The following is a 25,609-nucleotide window of genomic DNA, read 5'->3' as shown; positions in this document are numbered from 1 at the left end:
CGAGTCGGAAGAAGGAACGATGCCTCCCCGCAAGCGCGCCGCGGCAGCCGCCGGACAGGGCGAACTGCTCAGTGTCTCCAGCACCAAGGAGATCCAGGACATCCTGTGGAAGGCCGCGGACAAGCTCCGCGGCTCCATGGATGCCGCCCAGTACAAGGAGTTCGTGCTCGGCCTGGTCTTCCTGAAGTACGTCTCCGACGCCTTCACCGAACGCCGCGAGGAACTGGCCGCCGACCCCGAGCTGGCTCAGATCCCCGAGCACCGCCGGGCGGCCTTCTTGGAGGAGAAGGACGAGTACACGGAGAAGAACGTCTTCTGGGTGCCCCAGACCGCCCGCTGGGACCACATTTCCGACAACGCGGCCAGCGCGGAGGGCGGCGTCGGCAAGCTCCTCGACGAGGCCATGGACGAGGTGATGAAGGCCAACAAGACCCTCACCGGCGTCCTCCCGAAGATCTTCAACCGCGACAATGTCGACCAGAAGCGTCTGAAGGAACTCGTCGACCTGATCAGCGACGCGCGCTTCACGGGGCATGGCGACCGCCCGGCGCAGGACGTCCTGGGCGAGACGTACGAGTATTTTCTGGAGAAGTTCGCACGCGCCGAGGGCAAGCGGGCCGGCGAGTTCTACACGCCGGCGAGCGTGGTCCGCCTGATCGTCGAGGTGCTGGAGCCGTACGAGGGGCGGGTGTACGACCCAGCGTGCGGCTCGGGCGGCATGTTCGTACAGAGCGGCAAGTTCGTCGCGAAGCGGCGCGGCAAGGACCACACGCACGACATTGCGGTTTACGGCCAGGAGGCCAACGAGCGCACCTGGCGCCTGGCCAAGATGAACCTCGCGATCCACGGCATGGACCCGAAAGGCGTCGGCGACCGCTGGGCGGACACGTTCGCGGACGACAAACTGCCGGATCTGAAGGCCGATTTCGTGATGGCCAACCCGCCGTTCAATATGTCGGACTGGGCGAGGAAGTCGGACGACAGGCGGTGGCGCTACGGCACTCCGCCCCAGTCGAACGCGAACTACGCGTGGCTCCAGCACATCGTGTCCAAGCTGGGTGACCGGGGCAGCGCGGGCGTGGTCCTGTCCAACGGCTCGATGTCCTCAAAGCAGTCGGGCGAGGGCGAGATTCGCGCGGCGATGGTCGAGGCCGACCTGGTGTCCTGCATGATCGCGTTGCCGGCCAACCTTTTCCGTACGACAGCGATCCCGGCCTGCCTGTGGTTCCTGACGAAGGACAAGTCCCCGCAGGGCACGAGGGCGTTGGAGGACCGGCGGAGCCGGGCGCTGTTCATCGACGCGCGCGCGATGGGCACGATGGTCGACCGCACGGAGCGGATCCTCACGGAGGAAGACCTGGAGAAGATCTCCGACACGTATCACGCGTGGCGGGGCACGAAGTCGGCGAAGGACAAGGGCCTTTCGTACGAGGACGTGCCGGGCTACTGCTACAGCGCAACGCTGGAGGAGATCGAGAAGCAGGACTACGTGTTGACGCCGGGGCGGTATGTAGGGGCGGCGGAGGTCGCGGAAGACCCGGACGCGGAGCCGGTGGGGGAGCGGATCGCTCGGCTGACTAAGGAATTGTTCGAGCAGTTGGATGAGTCGGCTCGGTTGGATGCGGTGGTGCGGGAGCAGTTGGGGAGGATCGGTGGCTGACCAGAGCGAGCAGGTCACGTTTGCTGAATTGATGCGCCGCGGAACTCTCGAGATCGGCGATGGGTACAGGGCGAAGAACAGCGAACTTGGAGGAAATGGGCCGATCTTCATGCGGGCAGGAAGGCTCACCCAGAGCGGTTGGGATTGGGATGGGGCTGAGCGATTCCATGCAGAGCTGGCCATGAAAGTTAAGCCCAAGATGGCTAAGCCAAGAGACACGGTAATTACGACCAAGGGGAACAGTACCGGTAGGACTGGTTATGTTCCGAATGATGCCCCTGAATTCGTCTATTCTCCCCATCTGAGCTACTGGAGGTCAAAGAACCCTGATGAGCTCGATGCGCGGTACCTGCGATATTGGGCTTTGAGTTCGGAATTCCGCTCGCAGTTGAAGGCTATGGCTCATGGAACCGATATGGCCCCATACCTCAGCCTTTCGGATCAGAAGCGAATCGAAATCGTTCTCCCAGACGTGGAGTGGCAGCGGACTATTTCCGAGGTGCTAGGGGTGCTGGACGACAAGATCGCGGTCAGCGAGCGCATCGCGGTCACGGCTCGCGAACTCGGTCTCACCTTCTATTCCCAGAGTCTTCGTGATGAAGACTCCGTTGAAGTAGTTGTGGAGTCAATCGCGACTGCGCTGACTCGCGGCGTCACTCCTAAGTACACGGATTCTTCGGATGAACTCACAGTACTCAATCAGAAGTGCATTCGCGGCGGGCGTGTGAATCTCGAACCCTCCCGCCTGACTCTCCGGGAGAAGGTCAAGGACCCCAAGCTGCTGCAGCCTAACGACGTGCTGGTGAATTCAACGGGTGTTGGTACTCTCGGGCGGGTTGCCCGTTGGACCTTGGACCTGGACGCGACTGTCGACTCGCACATTACGATCGTGCGCTTCAATGAGGACAAGGTCGACCCCGTTTGCGCCGGATTCGCCATGCTGCGTGCTCAGCCTGAGATCGAGGCGATGGGCGAAGGCAGCACTGGTCAGACCGAACTCCGGCGATCCCAAGTAGGTGAACTGGAACTGACCTTGCCCAGTCCTGCTGGCCAGAAGGAACTGCGCCCCAAGCTGGATGCGCTGGAGGAGCGAGCGGACCAGGCGCTCAGGGAGTCTCTGGCCTTGGCTGGCCTCCGCGACACCCTCCTCCCCCAACTGATGTCCGGCAGCCTCCGCGTCCGAGACGCCGAGAAGATCGTGGAGGGAGCCGTATGACCAACGAAAGCGGCAACGAGCCCACTCACGCCTCGGCCCACCTCGACGCCAAAATGACCGAGTCCACCTGGGAGCACCTCGCCCTGGACGAACTCGCCCAACTCGCCTGGGACACCAAGCCCGGCAAAGACCTCGCCCCCGGCACTGGCCACCGCCGGGACTGGGACGACCTCATCCTCCACGACGAACTCCAGGCCGCCATTGAGAAGCTGAACCCGGAGCTGACCTCCACCGCCGTCCACGAGGCGATGCGTATCGCCACCGACCCAGCATCCCGCGAGGCGTACCCGGAGAACAAACGGGCCCACGAGTACCTGACCACCGGCATTCGCCTCACCTACACCGACGAGTTCGGCGCAGAGCAGACCCCCACCGTCCGTCTCGTGGACTTCACGGACGCCGACGCGAACAGTTATCTCGCCGTCAACCAGGTCACGGTCAGGGACACCGACGGCAGCCACCGCCGCTTTGACATCGTCCTGTACGTCAACGGATTGCCCCTGGCCGTCGTCGAGTTGAAGAGCGCCTCTGACGAGAACGCGACCCTCAAGTCGGCGCACGCCCAACTCCAGACGTACGTCTCGGAGTTCCCGATCGCGTTCCGCTACAACGTCCTCTGTCTGGTCTCGGACGGCATAACCGCCAAGTACGGCACAGCGTTCACGCCGTACGAGCACTTCGCTCCCTGGAACGTCGACCACGAGGGCGAGCGCGTCGACACCAACGAGCCCGGCTACGACGGCCTCGACGCGCTGAACCTGGCCCTGCACGGCCTGTTCACGCAGGACCGGTTCCTGTCCCTCACCCGCAACTTCGTCAACTTCCCCCCGCCAAAGCCGGGCGAGCAGCTCTCCGGCAAGCGCATTGCGAAGCCGCACCAGTACTTCGCCGTGAACAAGGCCGTGGACGCCGTCGTCGAGGCGTCACGGACGAACGGCCAGGCCGGTGTCGTCTGGCACACGCAGGGCGCGGGCAAGTCGGAGGAGATGGTGGAGACGGCGGCGCTCGTCGCCCGCCACCCGGCCCTGAACAACCCCACCATCGTCGTCATCACCGACCGCAACGACCTCGACGACCAGCTCTACGACACCTTCCTCGACAGCGAGACCCTGCTCGGGCAGAAGGCCCACCAGATCGACACGCGCGAGGAGCTACGCACCGAGCTGAAGCGGCGCAACGTCGGCGGGATCGTCTTCACCACCCTTCAGAAGTTCGGCCTGAGCAAGGAGGAGAAGGACGCCGGCAAGTCCCACCCCCTCCTCTCCGAGCGCCGCAACATCCTGGTGATCGTCGACGAGGCGCACCGCTCGCACTACGACAGCCTCGACGGCTACGCCCGCCACCTGCGCGACGCCCTGCCGTACGCCACCTTGCTCGCCTTCACCGGTACGCCGATCTCGAAGGCCGAGGCTGACACCCGTGCCGTCTTCGGCGAGTACATCGACATCTATGACCTGAAGCGCGCCGTAGACGACGGGGCCACGGTCCGTGTCTTCCACGAGCCGCGTGTCATCAAGGTCGACCTGCCCAAGGGCGTCGACCCGAACAAGCTCGACGAGCAGGCCAACACCGTCACCGAGGGCATGGACGACGCCGAGCGCCGCCGCGCCATCCAGTACGCCACGACGATGAACACGGTCTACGGCGCCCAGGACCGCATAGCGAAGCTCGCCGACGACCTGATCGCCCACTGGGAGCAGCGCCGCGAGCTGGTCAAGCCCGATATCGGCGCCCCCGGCAAGGCGATGATCGTGTGCGCGACCCGCGAGATCTGCGTACGGGTCTTCGACGCGCTGGCCGAGCGGCGGCCCGGCTGGGCCAGTGACGAGGTCGGCAAGGGCGTCATGAAGATCGTCTTCCACGGGGACCGCTCCGACCCCGAGCACATGCGCAAGCACTCGCTGCGGAAGTCCCAGCAGAAGGTCGTTCAGAAGCGAGCCAGGAACGCCGACGACGAGCTGGAACTGCTCATCGTCCACTCGATGCTGCTCACCGGCTACGACGCCCCGCCCATCCACACCCTGTACATGGACCGCCCGATGCAGGGCGCCAACCTGATGCAGGCGCTCGCCCGCGTCAACCGCCGTTTCCGCGGCAAGCAGGACGGCTTGCTCGTCGGCTACGCACCCCTCACCGACAACCTCACCAAGGCCCTGCGCGAGTACTCGGACCAAGACCGCAAGGACCAGACCCTCGGCGCGGACATCGAACGGGCCGTCACCGAGGTCAAGAACGAGATCGCCACCATCAAGGGGCTACTGGCCGGAAGCCGTTGGAAGGAGTGGCTCGCCGACACCGGCCGCTCCGACTCCCGCAAGCGCGCGCTACGCCTGACCGCCGACTTCCTGCGCGATCCGAAGAACCCGGGTAACAAGGTCGAGGCCCCCGCCAAGCCGCTCTCCGTCCGCTTCAAGGACAGCGCGGCCCGGCTGGACCGTTTCTACCGTGTCTGCGCGATGAGCAAGGAGATCGCCGAGCGCTGCGAGGACCTGGACGACTGGCGTCGTGACATCTCCTTCTTCAGCGAGGTCCGGGCCTGGATGATCAAGCTCGACGCCGCCCAGCGCGAGGCGAGCGGGGAGCCGCTCAGCGCCGAGGTCCAGCGTTACCTGCAAGCCCTCGCGGCCTCGGTCGTCGACGCCGACGAGATCACCGACCTGTACGCGGAGGCCGGGATCGGCCGGCTGGACATCACCCGCCTCAACGAGGCGCAACTGCGGAAGCTGGAGAACTCCGAGACCCCCCACCTGGTCACCGAGGCCCTGCGCCGCATGATCCAGCAGAAGATGCGCGAGGTGACCAAGCACAACGTCGTCCGCAACGAGAGCTTCACCGAGCGCCTGAACGACCTGATGAAGCGGTACATGCTGCAGCAACTCACCAGCGCCCAGGTGATCGCCGAACTCGCCGCGCTGGCAAGGGAGGTGTCGGCGGAGGCCCGCCGCGGCGAGCGGTTCGACCCGCCGCTGACCCACGCCGAGCTGGCCTTCTACGACGCCGTCGCGCACCGCGACATGGCCGAGGCGATGGAGGGCGGCGATGACACCCTCGCCAAGATCGCCCGTGCCCTCGTCAAGGACATCCAGAAGAACCTCTCCGTCGACTGGCTCTCGCGCGAACCCGTACGGGCGAAGCTCCGTACCCGCATCCGCCGCGTGCTGGCGATGTTCGACTACCCGCCGGAGGAGGAGCGCGAGGCGGTCGACCTGGTCCTCAAGCAGATGGAGATCGTGGCCGCTCTCTGGGCGCCGGCCGCGAAGGAGGGGGAGGGGTAGCACGAGCGGTACTGCGACAGAGGCGGGGTTTCCCTGAGAGGGGTGGTTCTTGGGGCGGGTGACGGCTACGCCAGCCCCAGGATCACGCGGACGCACTCTTCCACATGCTGCATCTCACTTGGAGTCACCAGGCTGAGACTCGCGTCGTCGTACTTGGGCGCCCCGCAGTCCGGACAGATCGGGACGTGGATGGAGGCGCGGCCCGGTGTCCCGAACATCACGACGTTGGTGATCGCCGAAAGTGGATCCGCGACGGAGACGGGTGCGCCTCACCGACGTACGGAGCGAACCGCCTTCTCCTGTCGGGCAGTTCGCCTCCTCTTTGCGGGGTGCGCGATCGGTCCGCGTCGTGCGCGATCGCCCCTGGTCGTCATCGAACTCGCCGTGAGCGCCGTGCGATACGGCGTGTGCCCGGAGTGATATCGGCCTCCGACGCGCTCTCGATACGGCGGGTCGCGGACACGGCCTCCGTGAAACGGCCCCGCGCCCCCGCCTTCATCGACTCCTGAGGGCGAGTCGGGTGGAGGACTACTCCTGGTGAACGCCTTGGTCGTGCGCTGGGTTTGATGCCGCGTCACCCGCTGGGCAAGGCGGTGTGGGCGGAAAAGCCCAGTGCCCCATAACTCGGCTGGTGATTCTCGATCTGTGATAACCCCGGTTATCGATCAGAACATGGCTTGACGAATCTCTCTGTCTCTAACGTCTGTTCCGTCACACCGGGCACGCGCAATGCCGGAGGCTCACCCCTCCCGCTCACCGCATGAGCCCGGTCGGTGCCCATCGGACATCGGAACGGACCACGGAGAGCGGAGAGGACCATGACGGAACACCTCGCACAGAGCGAGCCGAACGAGGCGAACGCAACGAGCGATCAGGGCCGAGGCGGCTCCTCGACGCTCTCCCGGCTGGTCGCCCGCCTCGAAAGCTCGGCGCTCGCCGAGGCACCCCGGGAACTCCTGCGCGAGGCACTGGGAGCCACGGCGACGGAGTCCGGCGCCCCCGTCGTTCCGCACCCGGACCAGCGGGTGTTCCTCGACTCCATCAGCGTCAGCGGCTTTCGCGGCATCGGCCGCAAGGCGCGTCTGCCGTTGACCGCGAAGCCTGGAGTCACTCTCGTCGTGGGGCGCAATGGCTCGGGGAAGTCCAGCCTCGCCGAGGGCGCCGAGACGGCGCTCACGGGCCGGACCGCCCGCCTGGACAAGCAGCGGGGCGAGGTGTGGCGCCGGCACTGGCGCAACCTGCACGACGGGGCCGACCCGAAGGTCGAGGTCCGCCTCGCACTCGCGGGCGACCCCCGGCTGTCCACCCTGACGTGCACCTGGCCCGGTGACGATGTCACCGCTCCCGAGGTCGAGTTCAGGCGGCCGGGCCACGGTCGGCTGCCCTTCGCCGACATGGGGTGGGAGCGGGCCTTGAACGACTACAGCCCCTTCCTGTCGTATGCGGATCTCGACAAGGTCCTCAACGGCAGGCCGAGCGAGCAGTACGACTCAGTCGCCGCCATCCTCGGACTCGGCGAGCTGACTGACGCGAACGAACGGCTCCAGCGCATCGAGAAGGCGCTCGACTCCGCGCTGAAGCAGGCCGAGGCGGAACGGCCCGGACTCGTCGAGACGTTGTCCGCGCTGGACGACCCCCGGGCGGAACGCGCGCTCGCGGTGGTCGGCGGGGCGGGCGACCCCGACTTCGCCGAACTCCATGCCCTGGTGACCGCACTGCCCGACGCGGACGAGGGCCGTCTCCAGGAACTGCGCGCGACCGCCGCGCTGACCGGACCCGACCTCGCCGCGGTCGGCGCGGCCGTGGACCGGCTGCGCGAGGCCGTCGCTGTACTCGACGACGTACGGTCCTCGGGCGTCGAGGACGCCCACCAGCGCGCGGAACTGCTGGCCAAGGCCCTGGAACACAGTCGTAGGCATGACGACGAGGACACCTGCCCGGTGTGCGGGTCCGATCGGCCGCTTGACGAGGCGTGGGCCGAGCGGGCCGCCGAGCAGGTAGCGAGCCTGCGGCGGGAGGCAGCGACCGCGCGGGAGGCACGCACCGGGCTGCGGGACGCGGTGGACGCCGTCCGCTACCTCGTCACGCCGGTCCCCGCGTGGCTGCCCGCCCCGCTCGTGGACCCGTGGGAGGAGTGGCAGGCGTGCCGGGCGATCGACGACGCCCAGCGGCTCGCCGCCCGCGCCGAGACCGCCGCTCTTGTCCTCGCCGACGCCTGCGCCGCGCTGCGCGAGGAGGCGCTGCGGGAGCTGGAGAAGCTCGACGAGGAGTGGCGCTCCTGTGTCACCCGCCTCGCGGGCTGGCTCGACCGGGCCCGGCCTGCGTACGCCGGCAGGCTCCGGCTGCGCCAGGTCAGGGCGGCCCGTAAGTGGCTCAAGGAGGCGTGTGCCGAGCTGCGTGAGGAGCGGCTGCGGCCGTTCGAAGACCACTCGCAGCGGATCTGGGAGGAACTGCGTCAGCAGAGCAACGTGGACCTGCGTTCCGTACGCCTTACCGGCAGCGAGAAGGCCAACGTGCGCAAGCTGGTGATGGACGTGTCCGTCGACGGCACGGAGGCGGCGGCCCTCGGGGTCATGAGCCAGGGCGAACTGCACTCCCTCGCGCTCTCGCTCTTCCTGCCGCGCGCCGCCGCGCCGGACAGCCCCTTCGGGTTCGTCGTCATCGATGACCCTGTGCAGTCCATGGATCCCGCCAAGGTCCACGGCCTCGCGAAGGTCCTGCACGACCTCGGGGAGACCCGGCAGGTTGTGGTCTTCACCCACGACACGCGGCTCCAGCGGGCCTTCACCAACCAGGAACTCCCGGTGACCGTACTGGAGGTGGAGCGGGCGGGCCGGTCCGTGGTGACCGTGAACCGGGTGACCGATCCGGTCGGTCAGGCACTCGCCGACGCACGCGCCCTCATCCGCACGCGAAACCTCCCGCCGGTCGCGATGACCCATGTGCTGCCCAGCCTCTGCCGCGCCGTCCTGGAACGTGCCTTCTTCGAGGCCGCGTGGCTGCGGCTGCACCGGGCGGGGCTGGCCGAACACGAGGCGGAGAAGACCGTCGCGGGCGCAGTCACGCTGATGGACATCGCCGCCTTGGGGCTCTTCGGAGACCCGTCGAAGAGGGCCAGTGACGTCTACGGCGAGCTGCGCAGGCGGTGCGGACCCGGGGCGGTGGACCTCGTCCGGCAGTGCCAGGAGGGTGCCCACCCGTCGGGCACCTCGATGCCGGACCCCCACCAGTTCGTGGACGACATCAAGGCCGTCGCCCTGACGGTACGCAAGCCCGAGGAGGGGCCGTGAACCAGACGATTCGCCAGCTGCTCGACACCGCCGGCCTGCTCCTCGCGGACAGCGGCGAGCCCGCCACGCCCGCTGCCACCACGGCGAGCCGATGTCGAGGTGCCGCCTTCGCCCTCCGCGTCGCGCTGGAGAGCGCGGTCGCCGACCGCCTCACCGCCCACCGGGCGCCGCGCGCGATCCGGGAGGGCACCCAGCGAGCCGCGTTCCTCTGGCTCCGCGGTTGCGCCGAAGCAGAAACGGCCCGCCGCGCGAAGGCCGTATGGAGTCAGCTCTGCCTGGGATGCCACTACCACCAGTACGAGATCGGTCCCACGGAGGACCAGGTCCGCGCGTGGCACACCGAAGTCGCGGCGACCGTCGCCCTGTTGGCCCGCTGATCCGCATCGGCGCCAGGAGAGCGCTGCCGGGAGGAGACATCACGTGAGAACGGCACCACGAGGACGGTTATCGCGACCGTTCACAAAGACCAGAATGAGGAGCAGCACCATGACGGCCCGTACGTCCAAGCGAACCCTGTACCCGCTCAGGGGCGTGCCTGCCACCGCCGACGCGATGTTCGACGCCCTGGACGCGGACCAGTTGGAAAGGGTCCACGCGGATTTCGACGTCCCCGAGAACCTCGGTGTACCGGCGATCCTGGTCACTGGGAGCTTCGAGCAGCCCGTGGCGAGCTGGTGCGACGAGATCTTCCGAACGACGGGTATCGAGGTGTCACGGCCCGTCAACCGCTCGGCTGGCCTGCTGATGCTGGCCGTCGACGGTGAGGTGTACGCGATCGGTTACGACCAGGGCTTCCGCCTGGTGCCCGATCGGCTGAAGGACCACCGCTTCGGGCTGAGCTTCGCGTCCCGCCGGGTGGACCCCGCGAAGATCCGGGACCTGGTGTCGCACACCCCCGGCGGAGGGCGCACCGACATCACGCTGATCCCGAGCGGGGCCTCGGTGTGGAGCCTGGGCATCGTCGAGCACGCGCAGATCGTGCGCCGCCTCGGCGGCCACCTGGACGACATCCCGCTCACCATCTCCCGGGACAACCCGGGGAAGATCTCCAGTGCCGAGGGCGGCGCCGGCCTGCGCATGCGGCTCGGTGTGGAGGGCGCCGACCTGATTGCCGACATCCGTGCGATCGCCCGCGTCCTGCGCGAGGAGAAGCCGAGTCCGGAGCTGGAGTTCGTCGAACACGTCCTGCCCGTCGACGATCCCAGCCTTGTCACCCGCTTGGAGGTCATCCTCGACGACCTTCTGGGGCAGGAGCCTGACGGGAGAATCAGCGTCGCTGTCCCCGCCGACCATTGGGACGACTACATAGCCGCCCGGGCGTTCAGGGCCAGGATCAACAGCGACGCAGCCGGCCGGTCGACCGACGACTTCGACCTGGAGTACGTCCTCTGCCGTACGCGCATCCAGCGTGCGGGCAACCGCGTGGCCGCACTCCGGGAAGGAAGCATCACTCTCTATCGGCACGACCGCGCCGACCGGGCCGACGAAATCTGGACGTCCAGCGCTCTCCGGTGGATCGAGGCGGAGGTGTTTCTCGGCTCTCGCCGGTTCTTCCTGATGGACGAGCACTGGTACGAGATCGACCAGGAGTATCTGAAGGCGATCCGCTCGCACGCCGAGCGGCTGATCACCGACACCCCGTCCGTCGACCTGCCCCCGTGGGTCCTCGGGGAGAAGGAGCGCACCTACAACGCGTCCGTGCCGGACCAGCGGCCCGGGTACGTCTGCTTCGACCGCGACAACGTGCAGACCGCGCTGCACCGCGGGAACGGCGTGGAGATCTGCGACCTGCTGAGCCCGGACGATGTCCTCGTCATGGTGAAGCGCACCAAGGGCTCCGACGCGCTGAGCCACCTCTTCAGTCAGGCGCTCGTCGCCGTACAGACGCTGCGGAACTCCCCGGAGGGCAGGGAACGGTTCGCCGAGAAGGTGGCCGCGGCCCGGCAAGGGCGCGGTCTACCGGAAGACTTCCGGCCTTCGAAGGTCGTCTTCGCGATCCTGCTGAAGGACGGCACGGACCTCACCGCCGACACCCTGTTTCCGTTCTCGCAGGTCACCTTGGTGCAGACGGCCAGGACGCTCGAAGCATGGGGTGTCCAGGTTGAGGTCGTCGGCATCGCCTCCACTCCGTCGGCTGTCACCACGACTGGGACTCGGCGGTTGGCGGCGTAGCCGCCGCGTACCGTAACGACGTACGGCGACGTTGCTGGCCAGCCGTTCCGGATCTCGGGGTGGCTGTGACAGCGGGCAAGGGCCACAGCAATGCCAGCTGTTGCGCCAGCGACTTTCGCACCGCGTCGACCAGTGACGTCACGCGCCTATCGTCACGAGCGGCTGTGCATTACCTCAATCGCCATGGCCGACAAGCAAATAGCAAGGCATTCCACACGATCGCGTGAACACTGTCGCAGGGAGAGGCACCAGGGGGGCGCCCAAATGGCAGAGTCCACGATGCACGTCGGTGGTCCATCACCGGCGTCCGCCTCATGCCGCCGTCGGCGGAGCAGGAAACCAGTCGAGAGATCCCCAGGCCCACGGTGCCGTTTGGGTTGATCCTTCTGCGGGCGTCGGCAGCTGGACTGTACGAAGCGGAACATGCCGAGCAACCAGGTCGGTCGGCTGGCGTTCCGCTGCCGCGAGGCTTCCCCTCGGGTGCGTGTCACGCGCCCGGCGGACGAGTGCGTGCTGTCACCCAGCTGCGGCTGGGAGAAGGACAACTCCATGGCAACCAAGCGGCCTGACGGCATCTACCCATACATCGGCACCGATACATGGGGAGAACGACTCGCGGACGCCGTCGAGAACACCTGTGAGCAGGCGGGCGTGATCCCGCCCCCGCGTTCCGCGATTACCCAGGGCATCGCCACCGCCCTCGGCGACACCGAGATCAAGAAGATCGTCGTCACCTCTCGTGGCAAGAAGGTCCTCACCCCCTCCGCTTGGCGCGAGGTCAACTCGGGTGACGACAAGGTCCTGTTGCTCATCTGCGACGTCCACGGTGCTGCCGTGGTCCCCTGGGACCTCAATGACCGCACTGTCAGTTCCTGGGCTCCGCCCAGCCCGGAAGCCACCCAGCGCGTCGTTGAACTCGTCACGGCTGAAGCCGACTTGGAGAACGCGGAGAAGGCCAAGAAGCTCGCCGAGAAGGAGTGCGACGCCCGGCGACGCGCACCCGGTGATGATCCGCACGCCGCTGCGGCCCTCGCCGCGGCGCAGGAGAAGTACGTGCATGCCAGCAAGCGTGTGCGGGAGGCTGAGCGCACGAAGGCCGCCTTGCTTGCCGCACTTGGCCAGCGCCGGCCGCGTCCCGTGGTTCACGCGGCGGAGGAAGACGGTGAGCCCAAGACCGCCCTCGTGCTGGCCGAGCAGCCGTACGAGGTGGCAGTTCATGTTCACCGCTACGCTGTGGAGAACCTGCGGCGCTCCGGCAAGACGCGCGGTTACGACCTCGCCGAGTCCCTGGTCACTGCTGGCCAGCTGACGCGTGGCATGAGTGTTCTCCAGCAGTGGCAAGTTACCAACGCGGACGGCAGTACCTCCCGGCTGTGGCGGATGGTCGCAGTGACTGCCAATAACCGCGCCCTGGCCCGACTCGATGTATTCGGTCTGCGCTCAGAGCACCTGGTGACCGGGATGCCCCAGTCCGCTGTGCCGCTTTCCAAGGGGCCGAACGACCCCACCGTGCTGCTGCTCAACCAGCGGGAGATTCTCAACCGCGTCTCGCATGGCTTCAACGAGGACAGTGCCGCAGATGCGACGGAGCCGGACCACAAGGCGCTGCGCGCAATGAAGATTGCCACCGTGCCGGCCGAGATTGTCATCGGCTGCAGCAAGCCTGCTGCGCTGGAGCACGTGCTGCGGGCGTTGAACGTCAACGACCACTTGCGCGGTATCCAGCCCTACGACGAGGACGCGCGCCTGATCGCTTTGTTTGCCACGCTCGTGGACACCTATGCCAAGGAGGGCAAGCTGGGACCGATCCTTGCGGACGCCTTCCCCACCGCCCAGGGGGCTGATCTGCTGGACCTGGGCGGCGTGCGCGACGCCCTCACCGCAAACGGTTCCCTCGACCCGCTGGCTCCCCTGCTGCCTGCCGACGAGAAGGTCTCGCCGGTCACCCTGCGGGACATCGCCATCCGGGCCATCACCACCCTCGTCTTCCCGGACGTACCCCCCGCCGGTCCGGAGACTGGCAAACGTCAGGTTCGGGACACCGGACCCTACTGGCCCATCGTGAAGGCCGCCCTGCAAGAAGCCCCGTGGAGCCAGATCCGGGCCAAGACCGCAGAGGCCCGTACCAGGCTCTGGTCCGCTGCTATCGCACAGATGTTTCTGCATCGCGCCAACATTCTCTCCGCGCTCGGCCTGTTCGGCGTGCCCGAAGTCAAGGACGGCTCCGGGCAGGATCCAAGGCCGCTCAAGGAACTGCTTCTCGGTGCCGAGGCTGGAGACCCCACCGCGTGGGCGGCACTGGTGCGGCGGATGGCACCCGCGCTGATCCACGCTCCCGAACCGCTGATCACCCCCGGTCAGGGCAGTGAGGCGGGAGCGGGGCGCAAGGGCGTCCGTCGTACCCCGACGAATGCGCTTGCGGCCCTGACGCTCGCTTACACCGAGAACGCGCCGGGCGTTAGTAGGGAGCTTCTGCTCGCGTTCGCCCGGTCCGTGCTGCAGCACCCGGACGCGACCCAGGCGCCCGAGGCGCCCGGCGGCGGACGGCTTGTCTGCTATGGCGAGAGCCTCTGGAGTGAGGAGGACCAGACCCCGATCGTGCCCGGGATGGTGCTCGCTCCTGACACCAATGGCGAAGCCACCTCTTTCGTCGCCGACAAGGCGTGGTTCGATCACCTTTTCCCGGCGGAACTGGGCCGTGCCTCACGGACCGGTGCCTCCGGTGGCGACGCTAGCGACGGGGGGAGCGACTCTGAGAGCACCAACCAGTCGGACGGCGCCACGACGATCCATGGGCAGGCACCACCATCCGACCCACGAGACCGGCTGGCCGAACTCCGACGGGAGTTGCCGGCCCGGATCGAGCTGGCAGAAGGCATCTACCAGCGTGCCGTCGAGGCGGCCAACGCCCTCCTGGTCGAATTCGATGAAGCGAGCCGCCTGCGCTCCCAGTTGAGCGAGGAGCCGCTGCCTGCCGACCAAAGGATCCAGTGGATGGAACGCCTGGCGTCCGCCCGTAAGACGGCTCAGGAGAGTGCGACGATGCTGAGCCAGGTGGAGGCCCTCATCCTGCAGGTGTAGGGGCTGGTCAATCCTGGCGATCGAACTGTCGTGGTGCGGGTGTTGGCGGCCAACAGACCGACTTGAAGTGGTGCTCGACTGACGGCCGTGCACCAGCCACTGGGGCTCGTGCACGTTATCCATCGTGGTCCGCCCAGATCTAGCCACGGGAGACCACGGCACGACGAAGGCTCCGACCGAAATCGGGTCGGGGCCTTCGTTTGCCCACGTGGGCTGGGGCGGAGGATATACGAGATTCGAACTCGCGAGGGGTTGCCCCAACACACTTTCCAATTGTCCGCTCGGGCGTCCGGGGGGCGTTCGGAGGGTTCACGGGGCAGGTCAGAGGGGGTGCGCGTACGGCGGTGAACGATCACGGCCGTCAGCGCACTGGACAAAGACCAGCACAATGGTCGAGCCCATCGTTGGCTCAGAGACCGCACGATGAGGGATGGATGACCACCTGGCTCAGGGAGGACGCAGGCGATGGGATCACTCCGAAAGGCGTGATTGCGGCAAATCTCTGCAGTGCCGCTCCTACCAGATGGGCGCCCTCTGCAATTCGCGAATCCGCAATGGAATCGTTGATGCGTACAGACGGGCCTTCATGGAGTCAAGATTCGTGAAGGTGATTTGTTGCAGTTGAATCCCATGCTCTTTACGCAAGACCTTGGCGAAACTCTTCCGCCAATCGTTCCAGACGTTCCTCTCCTCGCGTGTGAGCGTCTCCAATTGAATGATCACCAATCGGACTGATCTTGGTCGCAGACGCTCAGGTTCCATCAAGACCCTAATTTGCTCGACCTTATGCCACCACTCCGGTTCGTTCTTCCGAGTGCTTTTAATGTGAGCGCCGATGGCCTTGGTCATACCGGTAGTAATGGCATCGTGCAGAGCCGGTCGTCGAATCCGGTGCGCTACATGCTCGGCAAAGTCGAGAGCGTCAGCCTCAAGCAAAAATCCAGGCTTGGGTGTCCTGCCCATGAGTAGCTGCTTACTCACTGGCAAGCTGATGCGCAAGTCAACGCTCCAGTCGCCCGGTTCCGGGGGAGCAGTCAGATAGACGTAGTGCTGAACCTGGTGCGTCTTGATCTCCGTCAACGTGTCGGGAGGTAGACTATTTAGTGACACGACAGGGCTGACTTGGACAAAAGAGTGTCGGGCCCCCGGTCCCACAGCCGCAATGTCGCACGTCTGACTAGTGATGATCACCCAAGGAAATGACAACTCCTCTGGCGCTGCGAACTCCCACCCGCCATCGCTCTCTGATTCGGCGACAACAAAATTGGTGATCGGATCAGCGCCAGCGGGGGCAACCCAGACCATTGGCCCACCTGCCAGGAGATCCCCTTGCTTCCACGAGTCGAGCGCTTTCTCCTGCTCTTCACTCCAGGATTTCGGGAGTACCCAGTCCAGGGACGCCGACGCCACGGTAGGGCGTGACCGAGGAGCGTCTTCCGCCACCACTCTGCTCAGTCCTCCGATCGTTGATCCGGGCCAATGCGCCCACTGAGACCGCCAGCCCGACGCACAACAACGCGCCCCTTCAATGTCTTCGGTTGTGCTACGCGCGGGCCAGGGTTGTCAACCCCCACGGCATGCTCACTCTCAAAGAACGACATTGGAGGGCGTCTGAGAGATTCACGCCGCGACCTTTCAGCCAGCGCGTCAGCGATGAGTTGATCAAATTCTCCGGCCCGCAGTTGCTTCCGGCGTTGAGGGTCTGTCTTGAACCATCGCTGCAGTTCTGCGCCGAGGATTTCCCCTAGGTCTTCGCAAGTCTGGATCAGGGCCATGGCGCGGCCCAAGCTGGAGAGACGGGGGACAACGTCCTTTTTCCGTCGCCAGTGGTAAAAGGTCCTAGGTGCAATTTTGGCCGCTGCCAGTACATCCCGCTGCGGGATATCGAGGGTCTGCTCGACGTGGCTTAGCGCCTCTTCGACGCTCATTTCATGTGATGTATCGGCCGAGTCCGTGCTAGGCTGCGAACCTTGATTTAGCGTGATTGGTTGACTTGAACTGATCCATGCAAGGCTCCGCCACGTTGGAAGGTCAACTCCGACGCTCAAGAGTAGCGTGTGGGGCAGTGGAGTATTCGCCACGCCCCGTCCAAGCAGGCTTTCTGGGAGTCCGGGCAAGGGGCGTCCCAAAAGGTCTCGGAGCGGTCCGCTAGGGATTCCCGGAAGATATACCTGCGTAGCGTTTGATTCTGTGCGGTCCCAATCGAAGCGAACTACTTCATCCCCAGTTCCGCGCTCTGTCGAGGGGAGGACGCCTAGCGATCCAGACATCACTTCTCTCCCTGATCTTCTTTCGAAGTGGCGTGAGCGAGGGAATCTTCCTTCGCTGTGTCGAAAGTTGGCTTAAGTCCTTCGCGGAAATCGCTAGAGATAGCTTGCTGAAACATGGACAGGGCCGTCCTGTTCATTCGCTGCAATTGCAAAAGGCAGTCATCGACATCGAACGTGCACGTCGACCCGTCGAAAACGTCTAGGTCAATGAGATAGCTAACTGAGCGAGAGGCCCCATCGTTGTAAGCGCCATGCCTAATAATTGCTCCCTGTCCTCCCCCGAAGGACAATTCGAGCTGCTGATTTGCGGAAGCGACGAGTTTTCCAAACACGGGGTCCAAGAGAGGGCCCAGGAGGGCGTCATTCACGCGTCCCTTCCATGCCTGAGGCGTCACAGCTGACGAGTCAACCAACCGGTTGATGTACCTCAGCCCTAGGCGGAATCGCAACTGTGGAGCGAAAAGCTCTCCGACTCCTCGGAGCATGACATTGAGTGACGGTCGGAGGCTGCTGCTCCAACGCTCATAGCGGGTCACCTGCACCACGACCGAGTCTGGCATGACCGTCACGATCATGGATTGATCATCGGAGATGTACTGCCAGCCCGATGCGCGCACTGTGACTTGGGGGGCCGGCGCGCCAGCTCCAACCATCTGCACCATGAGCTCTTGCTGTCGCGCAGGCTGCATCGTGTTGAGCTTGAGGCCCTGTGCCAGGGCCAGCGCCTGCAGCTTGGTCGCATGCTCTGTCGAAACCTCGTTCACGGTGCTGCTAAAGCGAACCTCCGCGATCGCTACCTCAACCGGCGCTGCCGCAAAGGTCACGCTCTCCCCCTGGGGGAGACCACCCAGTGGGAGATCTGAATCGGGAGTCTGGCCTGCCTGCACCTTCTGCTCCTCCACTACCTGGCCGAAGTTGCACAAGACTTGCACACGCCTCTGACTGCGACGTTAGCACCATCGCGCGGAATGTCGAGCGGACAAAGCGAACAACGGGGGGCACTCGGGTGGTCGCACTCTTGCGGTACCTGCATCCACTTTCCCCATGACTGCATGCACGTCCGCGAAGGTCTGCGTGGCTGGTCACATAGGGCGTATGCCGCGAACGTTGGTGTCCGTCAGCGCAACGAATGAGGGCGGTGTATTGCCCTGTGAGGTTGGGGACGCGGCTGGCGGGTGGTTGGCCTTTCAGCGCGGTGTGTCCGCGGTGGTGATTGTAGGTGTGCAGCCAGCCGGGGAAGGCGTCGCGTCGTTCCTGCTCTGAGCGGTAGGGGCGGGCGTAGGCCCACTCGTCGAGCAGGGTGCGGTTGAGGCGTTCGACCTTGCCGTTCGTCTGGGGCCGGTAGGGCCGGGTTCGCTTGTGAGCGATCCCGGCCGCCGTGAGAGCCTCGCGCCAGTCGCGTGAGCGGTAGCAGGCGCCGTTGTCGGTCAGGACACGCTCGACGCTGATCCCGGCCTGGACGAAGAAGGCGTGTGCCCGTTTCCAGAAGTCGGTGGCGGTCTCTTTCTTCTCGTCGGTGTGGATCTCGCTGTAGGCCAGGCGGGAGTGGTCGTCGATGGCGGTGTGCAGGTAGCTGTAGCCGGCGTTGGCGCGGGATTTGCGGCCCGCTTGCCGGCCCAGGACTTTGTGGCCGCCACCGTCGGGGATGTTGCCAAGCTTCTTGATGTCGACGTGCACCAGTTCACCGGGCTTGTCGCGTTCGTAGCGGCGTATGACCCGGCCGGTGGCCAGGTCGAGGTGAGCGAGGCGGGCCAGGCGGTAGCGGGTCAGCACGCGGTGCACGGTCGAGGGCGCCAGGTGCAGCAGATGCGCGATGCGGGCCGGTCCCCACCGGCGCAGCACGCGGACCTTGATGATCCGGCGTTCGGTGCGGGTCGGGGTCCGGCGCGGGCTCGCGTGGGGGCGGCTGGAGCGGTCGGCCATGCCGGTCTCGCCGAACTGACGGTAGCGCCCGGCCCAGCGCTGGGCGGTGGTCGGCGAGACCTGGAAGCGTTCGGCGGCCCGGCGAAGGGTCCAGCCGTCCTCGACGACGCAGCGGGCCAGGCGCAGGCGTCCGGTCTCGGTCAGGGGTGCATTACGGTGGGGCACGAGGGCCTTTCTGTTGGTGTAGACGTCGCAATCCACACCGAACCGGAAGGCCCTCACCTGTTCAAGATCCCTCAGCCGAGACCTGGCTCACCCGTCCACAACCTCCCTGGACAGAACAGCTAGGACAGTGAGCGGCGCAGGGGTTACCGCCCGTCCTGGCTCACGCACCAGGACGGGTGGCCACATCGGCTGGCAGTAGTCGACCGGTGAAGACCTCGTGGCACAGCCGCTCGTTTCCACATCTGGAAGAAAGTCCTGAAGGATGCGGGAGGCGAGACGGCTGTCTCCATGACGTCCGCCACACCGCCGCGACCGTCCTCCTGATCCTCGGGGTCCCGGACGTCGTGGGCGATGCGATCATGGGTTGGGAGCCCGGGAGACGGCCCGGATGCGCGCCCGCTACATGCGCGTCACCGGGGCGCTGCTGCGGAAGATGGCGCAGCAAGTCGGGAACGCGCTCTGGGAGCCGCCCGTCAGGGCCCGAGAGCCCAACTGAGACCGACGAACGCCAGAGGCCCGGACCATGATCATGGTCCGGGCCTCTGGGGCGGCGGGGATACGAGATTCGAACTCGTGAGGGGGTTGCCCCCAACACGCTTTCCAAATGTTCGTCTGGGGGTCCGGGGGCGCACGGAGGCGTCCTGACCTGGTGCGGAGCTGGGCGTCGGACGGTTGATGAACGGCGCCGGACGGGGGTGAATGAGACCAAAACTGAGACCACGGAGCCGCCGCCGGTCTACGCCCAACCGAGTCGTGGTTGACCAGCCTTGCAACTCTGGGGCGCTGTTCACGCAGAGAGCCGACGCCTTCTCCTGCTCATGTTGGATGGCGAGGTCCCCGACATCGACCTAGCACTCGGACGGTGACGAGCCGCCCCGGTCTGTCACTGTGCACACCATGTGTGGGAAGCCGGGCTCGGTCGACTACGTGCGCGCGTCTTACGTGCCTCCCCCCTGCCCCCTGGCGCGGCGACGAACGGGAGGCAATAGCTCCGGGTGGTCAACTCGCGCCAACGCACATAGGGTCTCAGCCTCGATGAGAAACCCCTCGCAGCAGTCAAGGTGTGCTGGCGTACCGAGCCCGAGCCCTTCGTCACTATGCGCCGGTGCGCAGATGTTCTGTGATTACGCCCTGGATGTCGGTGAGCCACCGATGCAGGGACAGGTCCGCGGGCGGAGGCTCGCTGAGGCCAAGGACCGCTGCTGCTTCGGCGAGCTCGTCTGCAGACGGGTTCAGGGCCAGGACCTCACCGATCTCGGATGCGGTTTTCTCGATGTCGTCGGTCGATTCGCCGGAGAGATAGTCGTCCACTGCATCGGTGTGTGACTCGTACTCGAGCTGGAGGCTGTCCTGGTAGAAGTACGCGCCGAGGAAATGGGTCAGTGCGGGGAACCGCTCGCGCCACTCCCAGGAGATCTCGGGCCGGGCCGACGGCTGGGGCGGTGGCGGGTCGGCCAGGAAACGCTCAAGGTGCTGCAGGACGACGCGCAGGCACTCCTCCACGCTGGCGCTCTGGGACGGATGGATGTGGGGAAGCAGCTCGACGTCGTCGGCGACCTCGTCGCTGAACAGGCCCACCGAGAGGAGGTCCTGGATCTCCCGCGCGGCGGCCGCCGCGCGCTCCGGGGTGAAGGCGGCCGTCCGCAGGTAAGCGCTCAGGGCGACGCCGGGTGCCTCCGCCGTGTCATCGAAGGCGTAGCCGGGCTGCTCGTACGCGTGAAGGAGTCGGCGCAGTTCGTGGAAGCGGTCGTCCACCGGTGTCATCGTTGCTGTCTGACCTGTCTGGCTCTAGGAGACGGGATAGGACGTCAGGACGCGGTAGCCCATTTCGGCCGATGGATCGCGCTTGAGGATCACTCTTGCACCCTTGACCCACTCCGGGGGATGGCCGTGGACGAAATTCGCACGCGACAAGCTCAGACCGGTGGGTTGGTCGAAGTGAGCTTCCAGCTCGAGCTTCCTGCTCTTCTTTGCGAGCCAGGCATCGATCTCCTTCTGGTGCTGCAGCACCACGCCGTCAGTCGCCTTCTGGGCCGATGCCTCGTCGACGTAGCGTGAGACAGTTTCCCGCTCGGGTTCCGCCCGCAGTCGGGCGCGCAGGTCCCGGGTGGTGACGTCTACGTGCTTGCGCAGGGTGTGGGAGCCGTTTATGTCCTCGTCACCGGGGACGTCCGCGCGGTACTGGGGGTTCACACGGCCCTTGCGCTTGCTGCGCGGCCAGGCGTTGGCCTCGCCGTCGCCCTTGATGAGCAGTCCGAGGTCGTCAAGGCTGGTGGCTGCGCCGCCCGGCATGGCCAGCTCCGGCCCGAGCCCCGGCACCCGCACACCCCCCAGCAGCTCAGTCCAGCCGCCTGCGTTGCCTGCGGCGCGAAACGCTGATCCCGCCCCGCCGAAGGCGCCGCCCAGGAGCGCGCCATACAGCCCTGCCTGGTGGGCCTCGTCGAGGTTGATCCCGCCCTTCTGCTCGCCAAGGGCCATGGCCGTGGGCTGCGCGACAGCCAGGTCCACCGTGACGGACTCCACGCCACCGAACGCGGCGGTGACCAGGGTGGTGCCGGCGATGGCGGCGATCTCCTCCGTCACCGTCACCCCCAGGGAGGCCGCGAGCTCGGTGACAGTGACCGCGGCCGCGGCTGCGGCGCCTTCAGAGAGGCCGGCGGTGAAGACGGCCAGGGCGGTACCCGCGACGAGCGTCGCACCGACGATCTCCAGCTCGTGTTCGAGGTGCTTCTTGGCGCCGTGCACCGCATCCGCGTATGCGTCCAGCGACTTGGCCATGTCCCGGGCCGCATCCGGGACGTCCTTCAGCCAGCCACGGCCATGGTCGTAGTAGCGGCGCCAGAACTTGTCGAAGGCATCGATCGACTCGCCCTTGTTGTCCTCGATCAGCTGGCGGGCGGCCTTGTTCGCGACAGCCTGGATGTCCTCGACATCCTCGGCGAAGGCCCGCCACGCCCTGGCCGCCTCCCGCAGCCCGTCCTCGTCAGCGTCCGGCCACCACATGCCCGTCATGTCCTGGACGACCTTGCGGGCCTTGTCCGCGACGCTCATTTGCCGTCACCCGTGCCGTGGTGCCCGAACATGCCCCGGACGAGCTCTTCGTTGTCGATGTGCTTGTCGGCCATGTCGGCCAGGCCCGCGTGGATGCTGGCCAGGCCCTCGACGAGGATCTGCGCGGCGTGCTCGATCTGCTTGACGTGCGGGCCGTACGCAGTGTGGAACTGTTGCCCCTGCTCGTCGCCACCCCATGGCGCGCCTGCCGCGGCCAGGCTGTGCTTCAGCTTGGTCAGCGCGTGTGCGAGGGCAACGCTTTCGCGGTGGAAGGCGGGCGCCGCCGTCTTGATGTCGTCGACCTTGATGTCGAGTATCTCGTCCTTGCCGCCCATGACTTCGCGATTCCCCCTCAGTCGACCGCACGGGCATTCGACCCTAGCTGCCGGTTCGTGGTTCACGACTGTGAGTTACGCAAAGCCGGGGCAAAGATCCGTTCGATGGTCGTGAGTTCCCTCACTGGTCGTTCTTCGACTCCACGCAGTCGCAGATAGCGATCAGTTCATGTGCCACGGATGGGTCTTTCCCTGTTTCAGTGGCGGCGCGGAGCGCGTCGGCAGCAGGCGAGGTCGACGCCGACAACGGAGGCCGTACGCGAGCGCCGTGCCGACCGAAGGGGTTCCGCCCGGCGACTCGTCCGTCCGCACGGTCGACCTCTACGGTGCCAGCGCCCGGTGCCACGCAGGTGCCGGCGCGTCGGACCAGTCGGGAGCTTCCGGACGCAGGGCCTGGAGTGCCATCCATCCCCGCATTGCGACGGCCCCCTCCGACTGAGCAGGCTCACTCACCGATCGCCCCGCTGGCGATTCCGGCAACCAGAGCGCGCATCGCTGCCTTCGGGAAGAGCAACGGTCCACGGCTGGTGTCCTTGGAGTCGCGCACTGCGGCGTGCTCGCCCAGTTCGGCAACTTCCAAGCAGTCGTTCGCACCCCCGCTGTACGAGCTCTTCCACCACCGCGCGTGCGCGAGATCGACGTCGTACCGAGCTGCCGTGACGTCGTGCGGGGCGGCCATGTTGGGCGTGCTCACTCTTCGAGCTCCTTGCTGATGCGTGCGATGCGGGCGCGAGTCTCCGACGGGTCGAGGGCGCTGTCTCTCAACTGATCGAAGATGTCCGTGTAGTTGTCCACGTCCTCCGGGGACTCGAGATACACGGAGTTCTTGGGGTTCTCCAGCCAGACCAGGTCCGGCGTGGGTTCCGGGAAGGTCAGGATGACGAACGGGCCGTACAGCCCGGGATGTGCGCCAAGGGAGAACGGCAGCAGCTGCACGGTGACGTTCGACTGATCGCTCGCCCCCACCAGTTTCCGCAGCTGGTCGCGCATCACTTCTACAGAGCCGACCGTCCTGCGCAGCACGGCTTCGTCGAGGATCGCCCAGAGCCTGGTGGGGGCCTCGCCGCCCAAGCGGCTGTTCTGCCGCTCCATGCGGACCTTGACCAGGGACTCGACCTGAGGCGGGGACAGGTCCTTCCTCATCTGGGAGATCACGGCACGGGCGTAGTCCTCGGTCTGGAGCAGCCCCGGCACGAGCATCGGCTGGTAGCTGGCGAGGTGCGTCGCGCCGGCCTCCAACGCGAGGTAGCCGTCGTAGCGAGTCGGGGTGAGCACTGTGGAGTACTTCCGCCACCAGGGCTTCTGCTGCTCCTTGTCCGCCCGTACGAGGTCGAGCACGTCAGCGCGCCGGCCTTCGTCCTCGATGCCGTACAGGTCCAGCAGGGCCCGTACGAGGACCGGTGTTGTACCGCGCTCGCCGTTCTCGATCCGGCTCAATGACCCCTGGTTGACCTCCAGTTGGTCGGCGACCTCGGTGAGCGTGAGCCCGGTCGCGTCACGGAGTTCCTTCAGCCGTGCCGCGAGCTGTCGCCGGTAGACCGACTGCGGGACCAGGCTTCTCTTCAAGGCCATGCCGGAAGTTTCTCCGTACTGCCGTTGCCTCTACAAGCCATACGGGTCAACTTCTCAAGACATATTGCCTAGTTGGTGGTTGCGTCGGCATGCTGTCAGGAGTCACGACGCGCGTGCGTACGGGTGCGCGCTGCAGCAGACCGATCGGCGATGCCTCGCCACGACCTCGTCACCGGCATGCGCCTCCACGTCGGTCCCACACGCCGTACCAGGAGGGTGGGCCATGCCACGGACAACGCTGCTCCGGCAGCTGCTCCAGCAACGGCACCTGACGACGCACGAGGCTTTCGCCGCCCAGTTCGAGCGGGCGGCCGTCCGGCTGGCGGAGCTCGACCGAGACCCTCGCCTGGCGTCCCTGCAAGTCTCTCCACGCCAGTTCGACCGCTGGTACGGCGGGGAGCTATTGACTCTGCCCCGCCCTGACGCCTGCCGGGTGCTGGAGCACATGCTGGGCAGAGCGGTGTCCGAGCTGTTCTCCACGGTGCACGACGGCGACTCCGAGCCCGGCCGCTTCGAGGAGACGCGCACACGCCAGCAGGCGCCGGGTCCCCTTCCGCCACGGGAGGACGACGAGAACCCACTGGACATCGTCGCCCGGACCCGGCAGCTCACGGCCAGCAACGCCGACGGCGGGACGCTCGCGTTCCTGAATTCCTCCCTGGAGGGCATCACCAGCCGGTACGAAGAGGACGGGCCGTACGCCCTTCGCCCTCAGGCTCGTCAGGTGCGGCAGCTCGCCCACACCCTCCTCGACGGCCACCAGCCCCCAGGCACACGCCGGGAGCTCTTCCGCCTCGCCGCCCGTGCCTCCGGCTTGCTCGGCTACATGGCGGTGAACACGGGTGACTTCCTGCTCTCGGAGGCGTACTGCACCGAAGCCCGGGATCTCAGCCGTGAGATCGGCGACCTGGATACAGAACTCTGGGCCTGCGGGACTCTCTCCTTCGGCCTCTACTACGCGGGCCGCTACGACGAGGCCGACGATTGCGCCGCCGCGGCCGTCGAGCGCGCGCCACGCCATGCCCAGTCCATCCGCCTGCTCGCCAACGGCCGAGCCCGAGCGCTCGGCAAGGTCGGTGACCGGCGTGCCGTCGAGCAGGCCATTGGACAGGCACTCCGCCTCTCCGACCTTCACGAGGTACCCGTCGGGCTGACCTCCTGCATCTCCTTCGAGCCGTACGGACGGGCCCGGACGCTGGCCAACGCCGTCACGTCACACGTGGCCCTGCGCAATACGGCCCAAGTACTGCGCGACGCCGAACACATCGACGATCTGGTGGAGCACTCCACATCCTCCTGGAGCCGTTCGCTCGTACGCCTCGACGTCGCCACCGCGTTGCTCCAGCAGCGCACGCCCGACATCGACCACGCGATGGCGCTCGGGGGTGAGGCTCTCCGGTTGTGCGGAGACACCCCGATCAGCTCCGTCTACCAACGCTCCCGTGACCTGCGCGAGCAGGCTGGGCCGTGGCGTGATCACCCGGCGGTACGCGATTATGGCGAGGAGTTCCGGGCCTGGAGCTCGCAGCCAGCCGTCCTGGCCATGGCATCATCCGCGTCGTAGACGTCGTCGGTGTCGTCCTACTCCGGGACAGTGTG

16 protein-coding genes and 2 pseudogenes are annotated in these 25,609 nt (G+C 66.4%); 9 read left to right on the top strand and 9 right to left on the bottom strand.

Features of this window, described 5'->3' with window-relative positions; all coding sequences use genetic code 11:
• Positions 1-19: 19 nt before the first annotated feature.
• From ACFYZ8_RS21295 to ACFYZ8_RS21285, 3 genes are read left to right on the top strand one after another with little or no spacing between them, the layout of a single operon-like run.
• The gene (locus tag ACFYZ8_RS21295) at positions 20-1,660 is read left to right on the top strand and encodes a type I restriction-modification system subunit M (RefSeq protein ID WP_388537611.1); all 1,641 of its coding nucleotides are present in this window, start codon (positions 20-22) and stop codon (positions 1,658-1,660) included.
• Positions 1,653-2,876 (top strand): restriction endonuclease subunit S, encoded by a 1,224-nt coding sequence (locus tag ACFYZ8_RS21290; RefSeq protein WP_388537610.1) that lies wholly within the window; start codon positions 1,653-1,655, stop codon positions 2,874-2,876. Before ACFYZ8_RS21295 ends, ACFYZ8_RS21290 begins: the two co-directional genes overlap by 8 nt.
• Positions 2,873-6,151 carry a type I restriction endonuclease subunit R gene (locus ACFYZ8_RS21285; protein ID WP_388537608.1) on the top strand — a complete coding sequence of 1,093 codons (3,279 nt, stop codon included), beginning with the start codon at positions 2,873-2,875 and terminating at the stop codon, positions 6,149-6,151. Before ACFYZ8_RS21290 ends, ACFYZ8_RS21285 begins: the two co-directional genes overlap by 4 nt.
• A 65-nt stretch (positions 6,152-6,216) precedes the next feature.
• Here the strand turns inward: ACFYZ8_RS21285 and ACFYZ8_RS21280 are convergent, their stop codons facing one another.
• Positions 6,217-6,369 (bottom strand): hypothetical protein, encoded by a 153-nt coding sequence (locus ACFYZ8_RS21280; RefSeq protein ID WP_388537606.1) that lies wholly within the window; start codon positions 6,367-6,369, stop codon positions 6,217-6,219.
• A gap of 600 nt (positions 6,370-6,969) precedes the next feature.
• Here ACFYZ8_RS21280 and ACFYZ8_RS21275 point away from each other — a divergent pair.
• The 4 genes from ACFYZ8_RS21275 to ACFYZ8_RS21260 all read left to right on the top strand — a co-directional run bounded on the left by ACFYZ8_RS21275 (position 6,970) and on the right by ACFYZ8_RS21260 (position 14,694).
• Positions 6,970-9,441: an AAA family ATPase gene (locus tag ACFYZ8_RS21275; protein ID WP_388537605.1), complete on the top strand. Its 2,472-nt coding sequence runs from the start codon at positions 6,970-6,972 to the stop codon at positions 9,439-9,441.
• Positions 9,438-9,818 (top strand): hypothetical protein, encoded by a 381-nt coding sequence (locus ACFYZ8_RS21270; protein ID WP_388537603.1) that lies wholly within the window; start codon positions 9,438-9,440, stop codon positions 9,816-9,818. The genes ACFYZ8_RS21275 and ACFYZ8_RS21270 overlap by 4 nt, the downstream gene beginning before the upstream one ends.
• Before the next feature lie 109 nt (positions 9,819-9,927).
• Positions 9,928-11,613, top strand: a complete 1,686-nt coding sequence (locus tag ACFYZ8_RS21265) for a TIGR04141 family sporadically distributed protein (RefSeq protein ID WP_388537601.1) — start codon at positions 9,928-9,930, stop codon at positions 11,611-11,613.
• A 423-nt stretch (positions 11,614-12,036) separates the two neighbouring features.
• Positions 12,037-14,694 carry a hypothetical protein gene (locus ACFYZ8_RS21260; RefSeq protein ID WP_388537600.1) on the top strand — a complete coding sequence of 886 codons (2,658 nt, stop codon included), beginning with the start codon at positions 12,037-12,039 and terminating at the stop codon, positions 14,692-14,694.
• A 516-nt stretch (positions 14,695-15,210) separates the two neighbouring features.
• Here the strand turns inward: ACFYZ8_RS21260 and ACFYZ8_RS21255 are convergent.
• The 3 genes and pseudogenes from ACFYZ8_RS21255 to ACFYZ8_RS21245 form a co-directional block, all read right to left on the bottom strand.
• Complete coding sequence (locus ACFYZ8_RS21255) at positions 15,211-15,774, bottom strand: hypothetical protein (protein ID WP_388537598.1); 564 nt, start codon at positions 15,772-15,774, stop codon at positions 15,211-15,213.
• A 1,189-nt stretch (positions 15,775-16,963) separates the two neighbouring features.
• On the bottom strand, positions 16,964-17,788 hold the full coding sequence (locus ACFYZ8_RS21250) for a TIGR04255 family protein (RefSeq protein ID WP_388537596.1): 825 nt from the start codon (positions 17,786-17,788) through the stop codon (positions 16,964-16,966).
• Positions 17,789-18,104: 316 nt separating this feature from the next.
• A pseudogene (locus tag ACFYZ8_RS21245) lies at positions 18,105-19,052 on the bottom strand (IS481 family transposase); the annotation flags it as partial.
• Between the two features lie 234 nt (positions 19,053-19,286).
• On the opposite strand from ACFYZ8_RS21245, the pseudogene ACFYZ8_RS21240 reads away from it, so the two are divergent.
• A pseudogene (locus ACFYZ8_RS21240) lies at positions 19,287-19,548 on the top strand (site-specific integrase); the annotation flags it as partial.
• Positions 19,549-20,147: 599 nt separating this feature from the next.
• Here the strand turns inward: ACFYZ8_RS21240 and ACFYZ8_RS21235 are convergent.
• From ACFYZ8_RS21235 to ACFYZ8_RS21215, 5 genes are all read right to left on the bottom strand, one after another.
• A complete protein-coding gene (locus ACFYZ8_RS21235) occupies positions 20,148-20,816 on the bottom strand; it encodes a contact-dependent growth inhibition system immunity protein (RefSeq protein WP_388537594.1) in 669 nt (222 codons plus the stop codon).
• A gap of 24 nt (positions 20,817-20,840) precedes the next feature.
• Positions 20,841-22,103: an RNase A-like domain-containing protein gene (locus ACFYZ8_RS21230; protein WP_388537592.1), complete on the bottom strand. Its 1,263-nt coding sequence runs from the start codon at positions 22,101-22,103 to the stop codon at positions 20,841-20,843.
• A complete protein-coding gene (locus tag ACFYZ8_RS21225) occupies positions 22,100-22,438 on the bottom strand; it encodes a WXG100 family type VII secretion target (protein WP_388537591.1) in 339 nt (112 codons plus the stop codon). The genes ACFYZ8_RS21230 and ACFYZ8_RS21225 overlap by 4 nt, the downstream gene beginning before the upstream one ends.
• A gap of 445 nt (positions 22,439-22,883) precedes the next feature.
• Positions 22,884-23,132, bottom strand: coding sequence for a DUF397 domain-containing protein (locus tag ACFYZ8_RS21220; protein ID WP_388537589.1), 249 nt, complete (start codon positions 23,130-23,132; stop codon positions 22,884-22,886).
• Positions 23,129-24,010 (bottom strand): helix-turn-helix domain-containing protein, encoded by an 882-nt coding sequence (locus ACFYZ8_RS21215; RefSeq protein WP_388537587.1) that lies wholly within the window; start codon positions 24,008-24,010, stop codon positions 23,129-23,131. Before ACFYZ8_RS21215 ends, ACFYZ8_RS21220 begins: the two co-directional genes overlap by 4 nt.
• Positions 24,011-24,233: 223 nt before the next feature.
• On the opposite strand from ACFYZ8_RS21215, the gene ACFYZ8_RS21210 reads away from it, so the two are divergent.
• The gene (locus tag ACFYZ8_RS21210) at positions 24,234-25,574 is read left to right on the top strand and encodes a hypothetical protein (RefSeq protein ID WP_388537585.1); all 1,341 of its coding nucleotides are present in this window, start codon (positions 24,234-24,236) and stop codon (positions 25,572-25,574) included.
• Positions 25,575-25,609 lie beyond the last annotated feature (35 nt).

The organism is Streptomyces sp. NPDC001668, assembly GCF_042893155.1.
Classification (GTDB): domain Bacteria; phylum Actinomycetota; class Actinomycetes; order Streptomycetales; family Streptomycetaceae; genus Streptomyces.
This window is presented reverse-complemented; position numbering and strand designations above follow the sequence as displayed.

What these genes read in the sequence shown, in the direction of transcription:
- ACFYZ8_RS21295 (WP_388537611.1), top strand. Translation starts at nt 20, where the DNA reads ATGCCTCCCCGCAAGCGCGCCGCGGCAGCCGCCGGACAGGGCGAACTG.
- ACFYZ8_RS21285 (WP_388537608.1), top strand. Translation starts at nt 2,873, where the DNA reads ATGACCAACGAAAGCGGCAACGAGCCCACTCACGCCTCGGCCCACCTC.
- ACFYZ8_RS21280 (WP_388537606.1), bottom strand. Translation starts at nt 6,369, where the DNA reads ATGTTCGGGACACCGGGCCGCGCCTCCATCCACGTCCCGATCTGTCCG.
- ACFYZ8_RS21275 (WP_388537605.1), top strand. Translation starts at nt 6,970, where the DNA reads ATGACGGAACACCTCGCACAGAGCGAGCCGAACGAGGCGAACGCAACG.
- ACFYZ8_RS21265 (WP_388537601.1), top strand. Translation starts at nt 9,928, where the DNA reads ATGACGGCCCGTACGTCCAAGCGAACCCTGTACCCGCTCAGGGGCGTG.
- ACFYZ8_RS21260 (WP_388537600.1), top strand. Translation starts at nt 12,037, where the DNA reads ATGCCGAGCAACCAGGTCGGTCGGCTGGCGTTCCGCTGCCGCGAGGCT.
- ACFYZ8_RS21235 (WP_388537594.1), bottom strand. Translation starts at nt 20,816, where the DNA reads ATGACACCGGTGGACGACCGCTTCCACGAACTGCGCCGACTCCTTCAC.
- ACFYZ8_RS21230 (WP_388537592.1), bottom strand. Translation starts at nt 22,103, where the DNA reads ATGAGCGTCGCGGACAAGGCCCGCAAGGTCGTCCAGGACATGACGGGC.
- ACFYZ8_RS21225 (WP_388537591.1), bottom strand. Translation starts at nt 22,438, where the DNA reads ATGGGCGGCAAGGACGAGATACTCGACATCAAGGTCGACGACATCAAG.
- ACFYZ8_RS21215 (WP_388537587.1), bottom strand. Translation starts at nt 24,010, where the DNA reads ATGGCCTTGAAGAGAAGCCTGGTCCCGCAGTCGGTCTACCGGCGACAG.
- ACFYZ8_RS21210 (WP_388537585.1), top strand. Translation starts at nt 24,234, where the DNA reads ATGCCACGGACAACGCTGCTCCGGCAGCTGCTCCAGCAACGGCACCTG.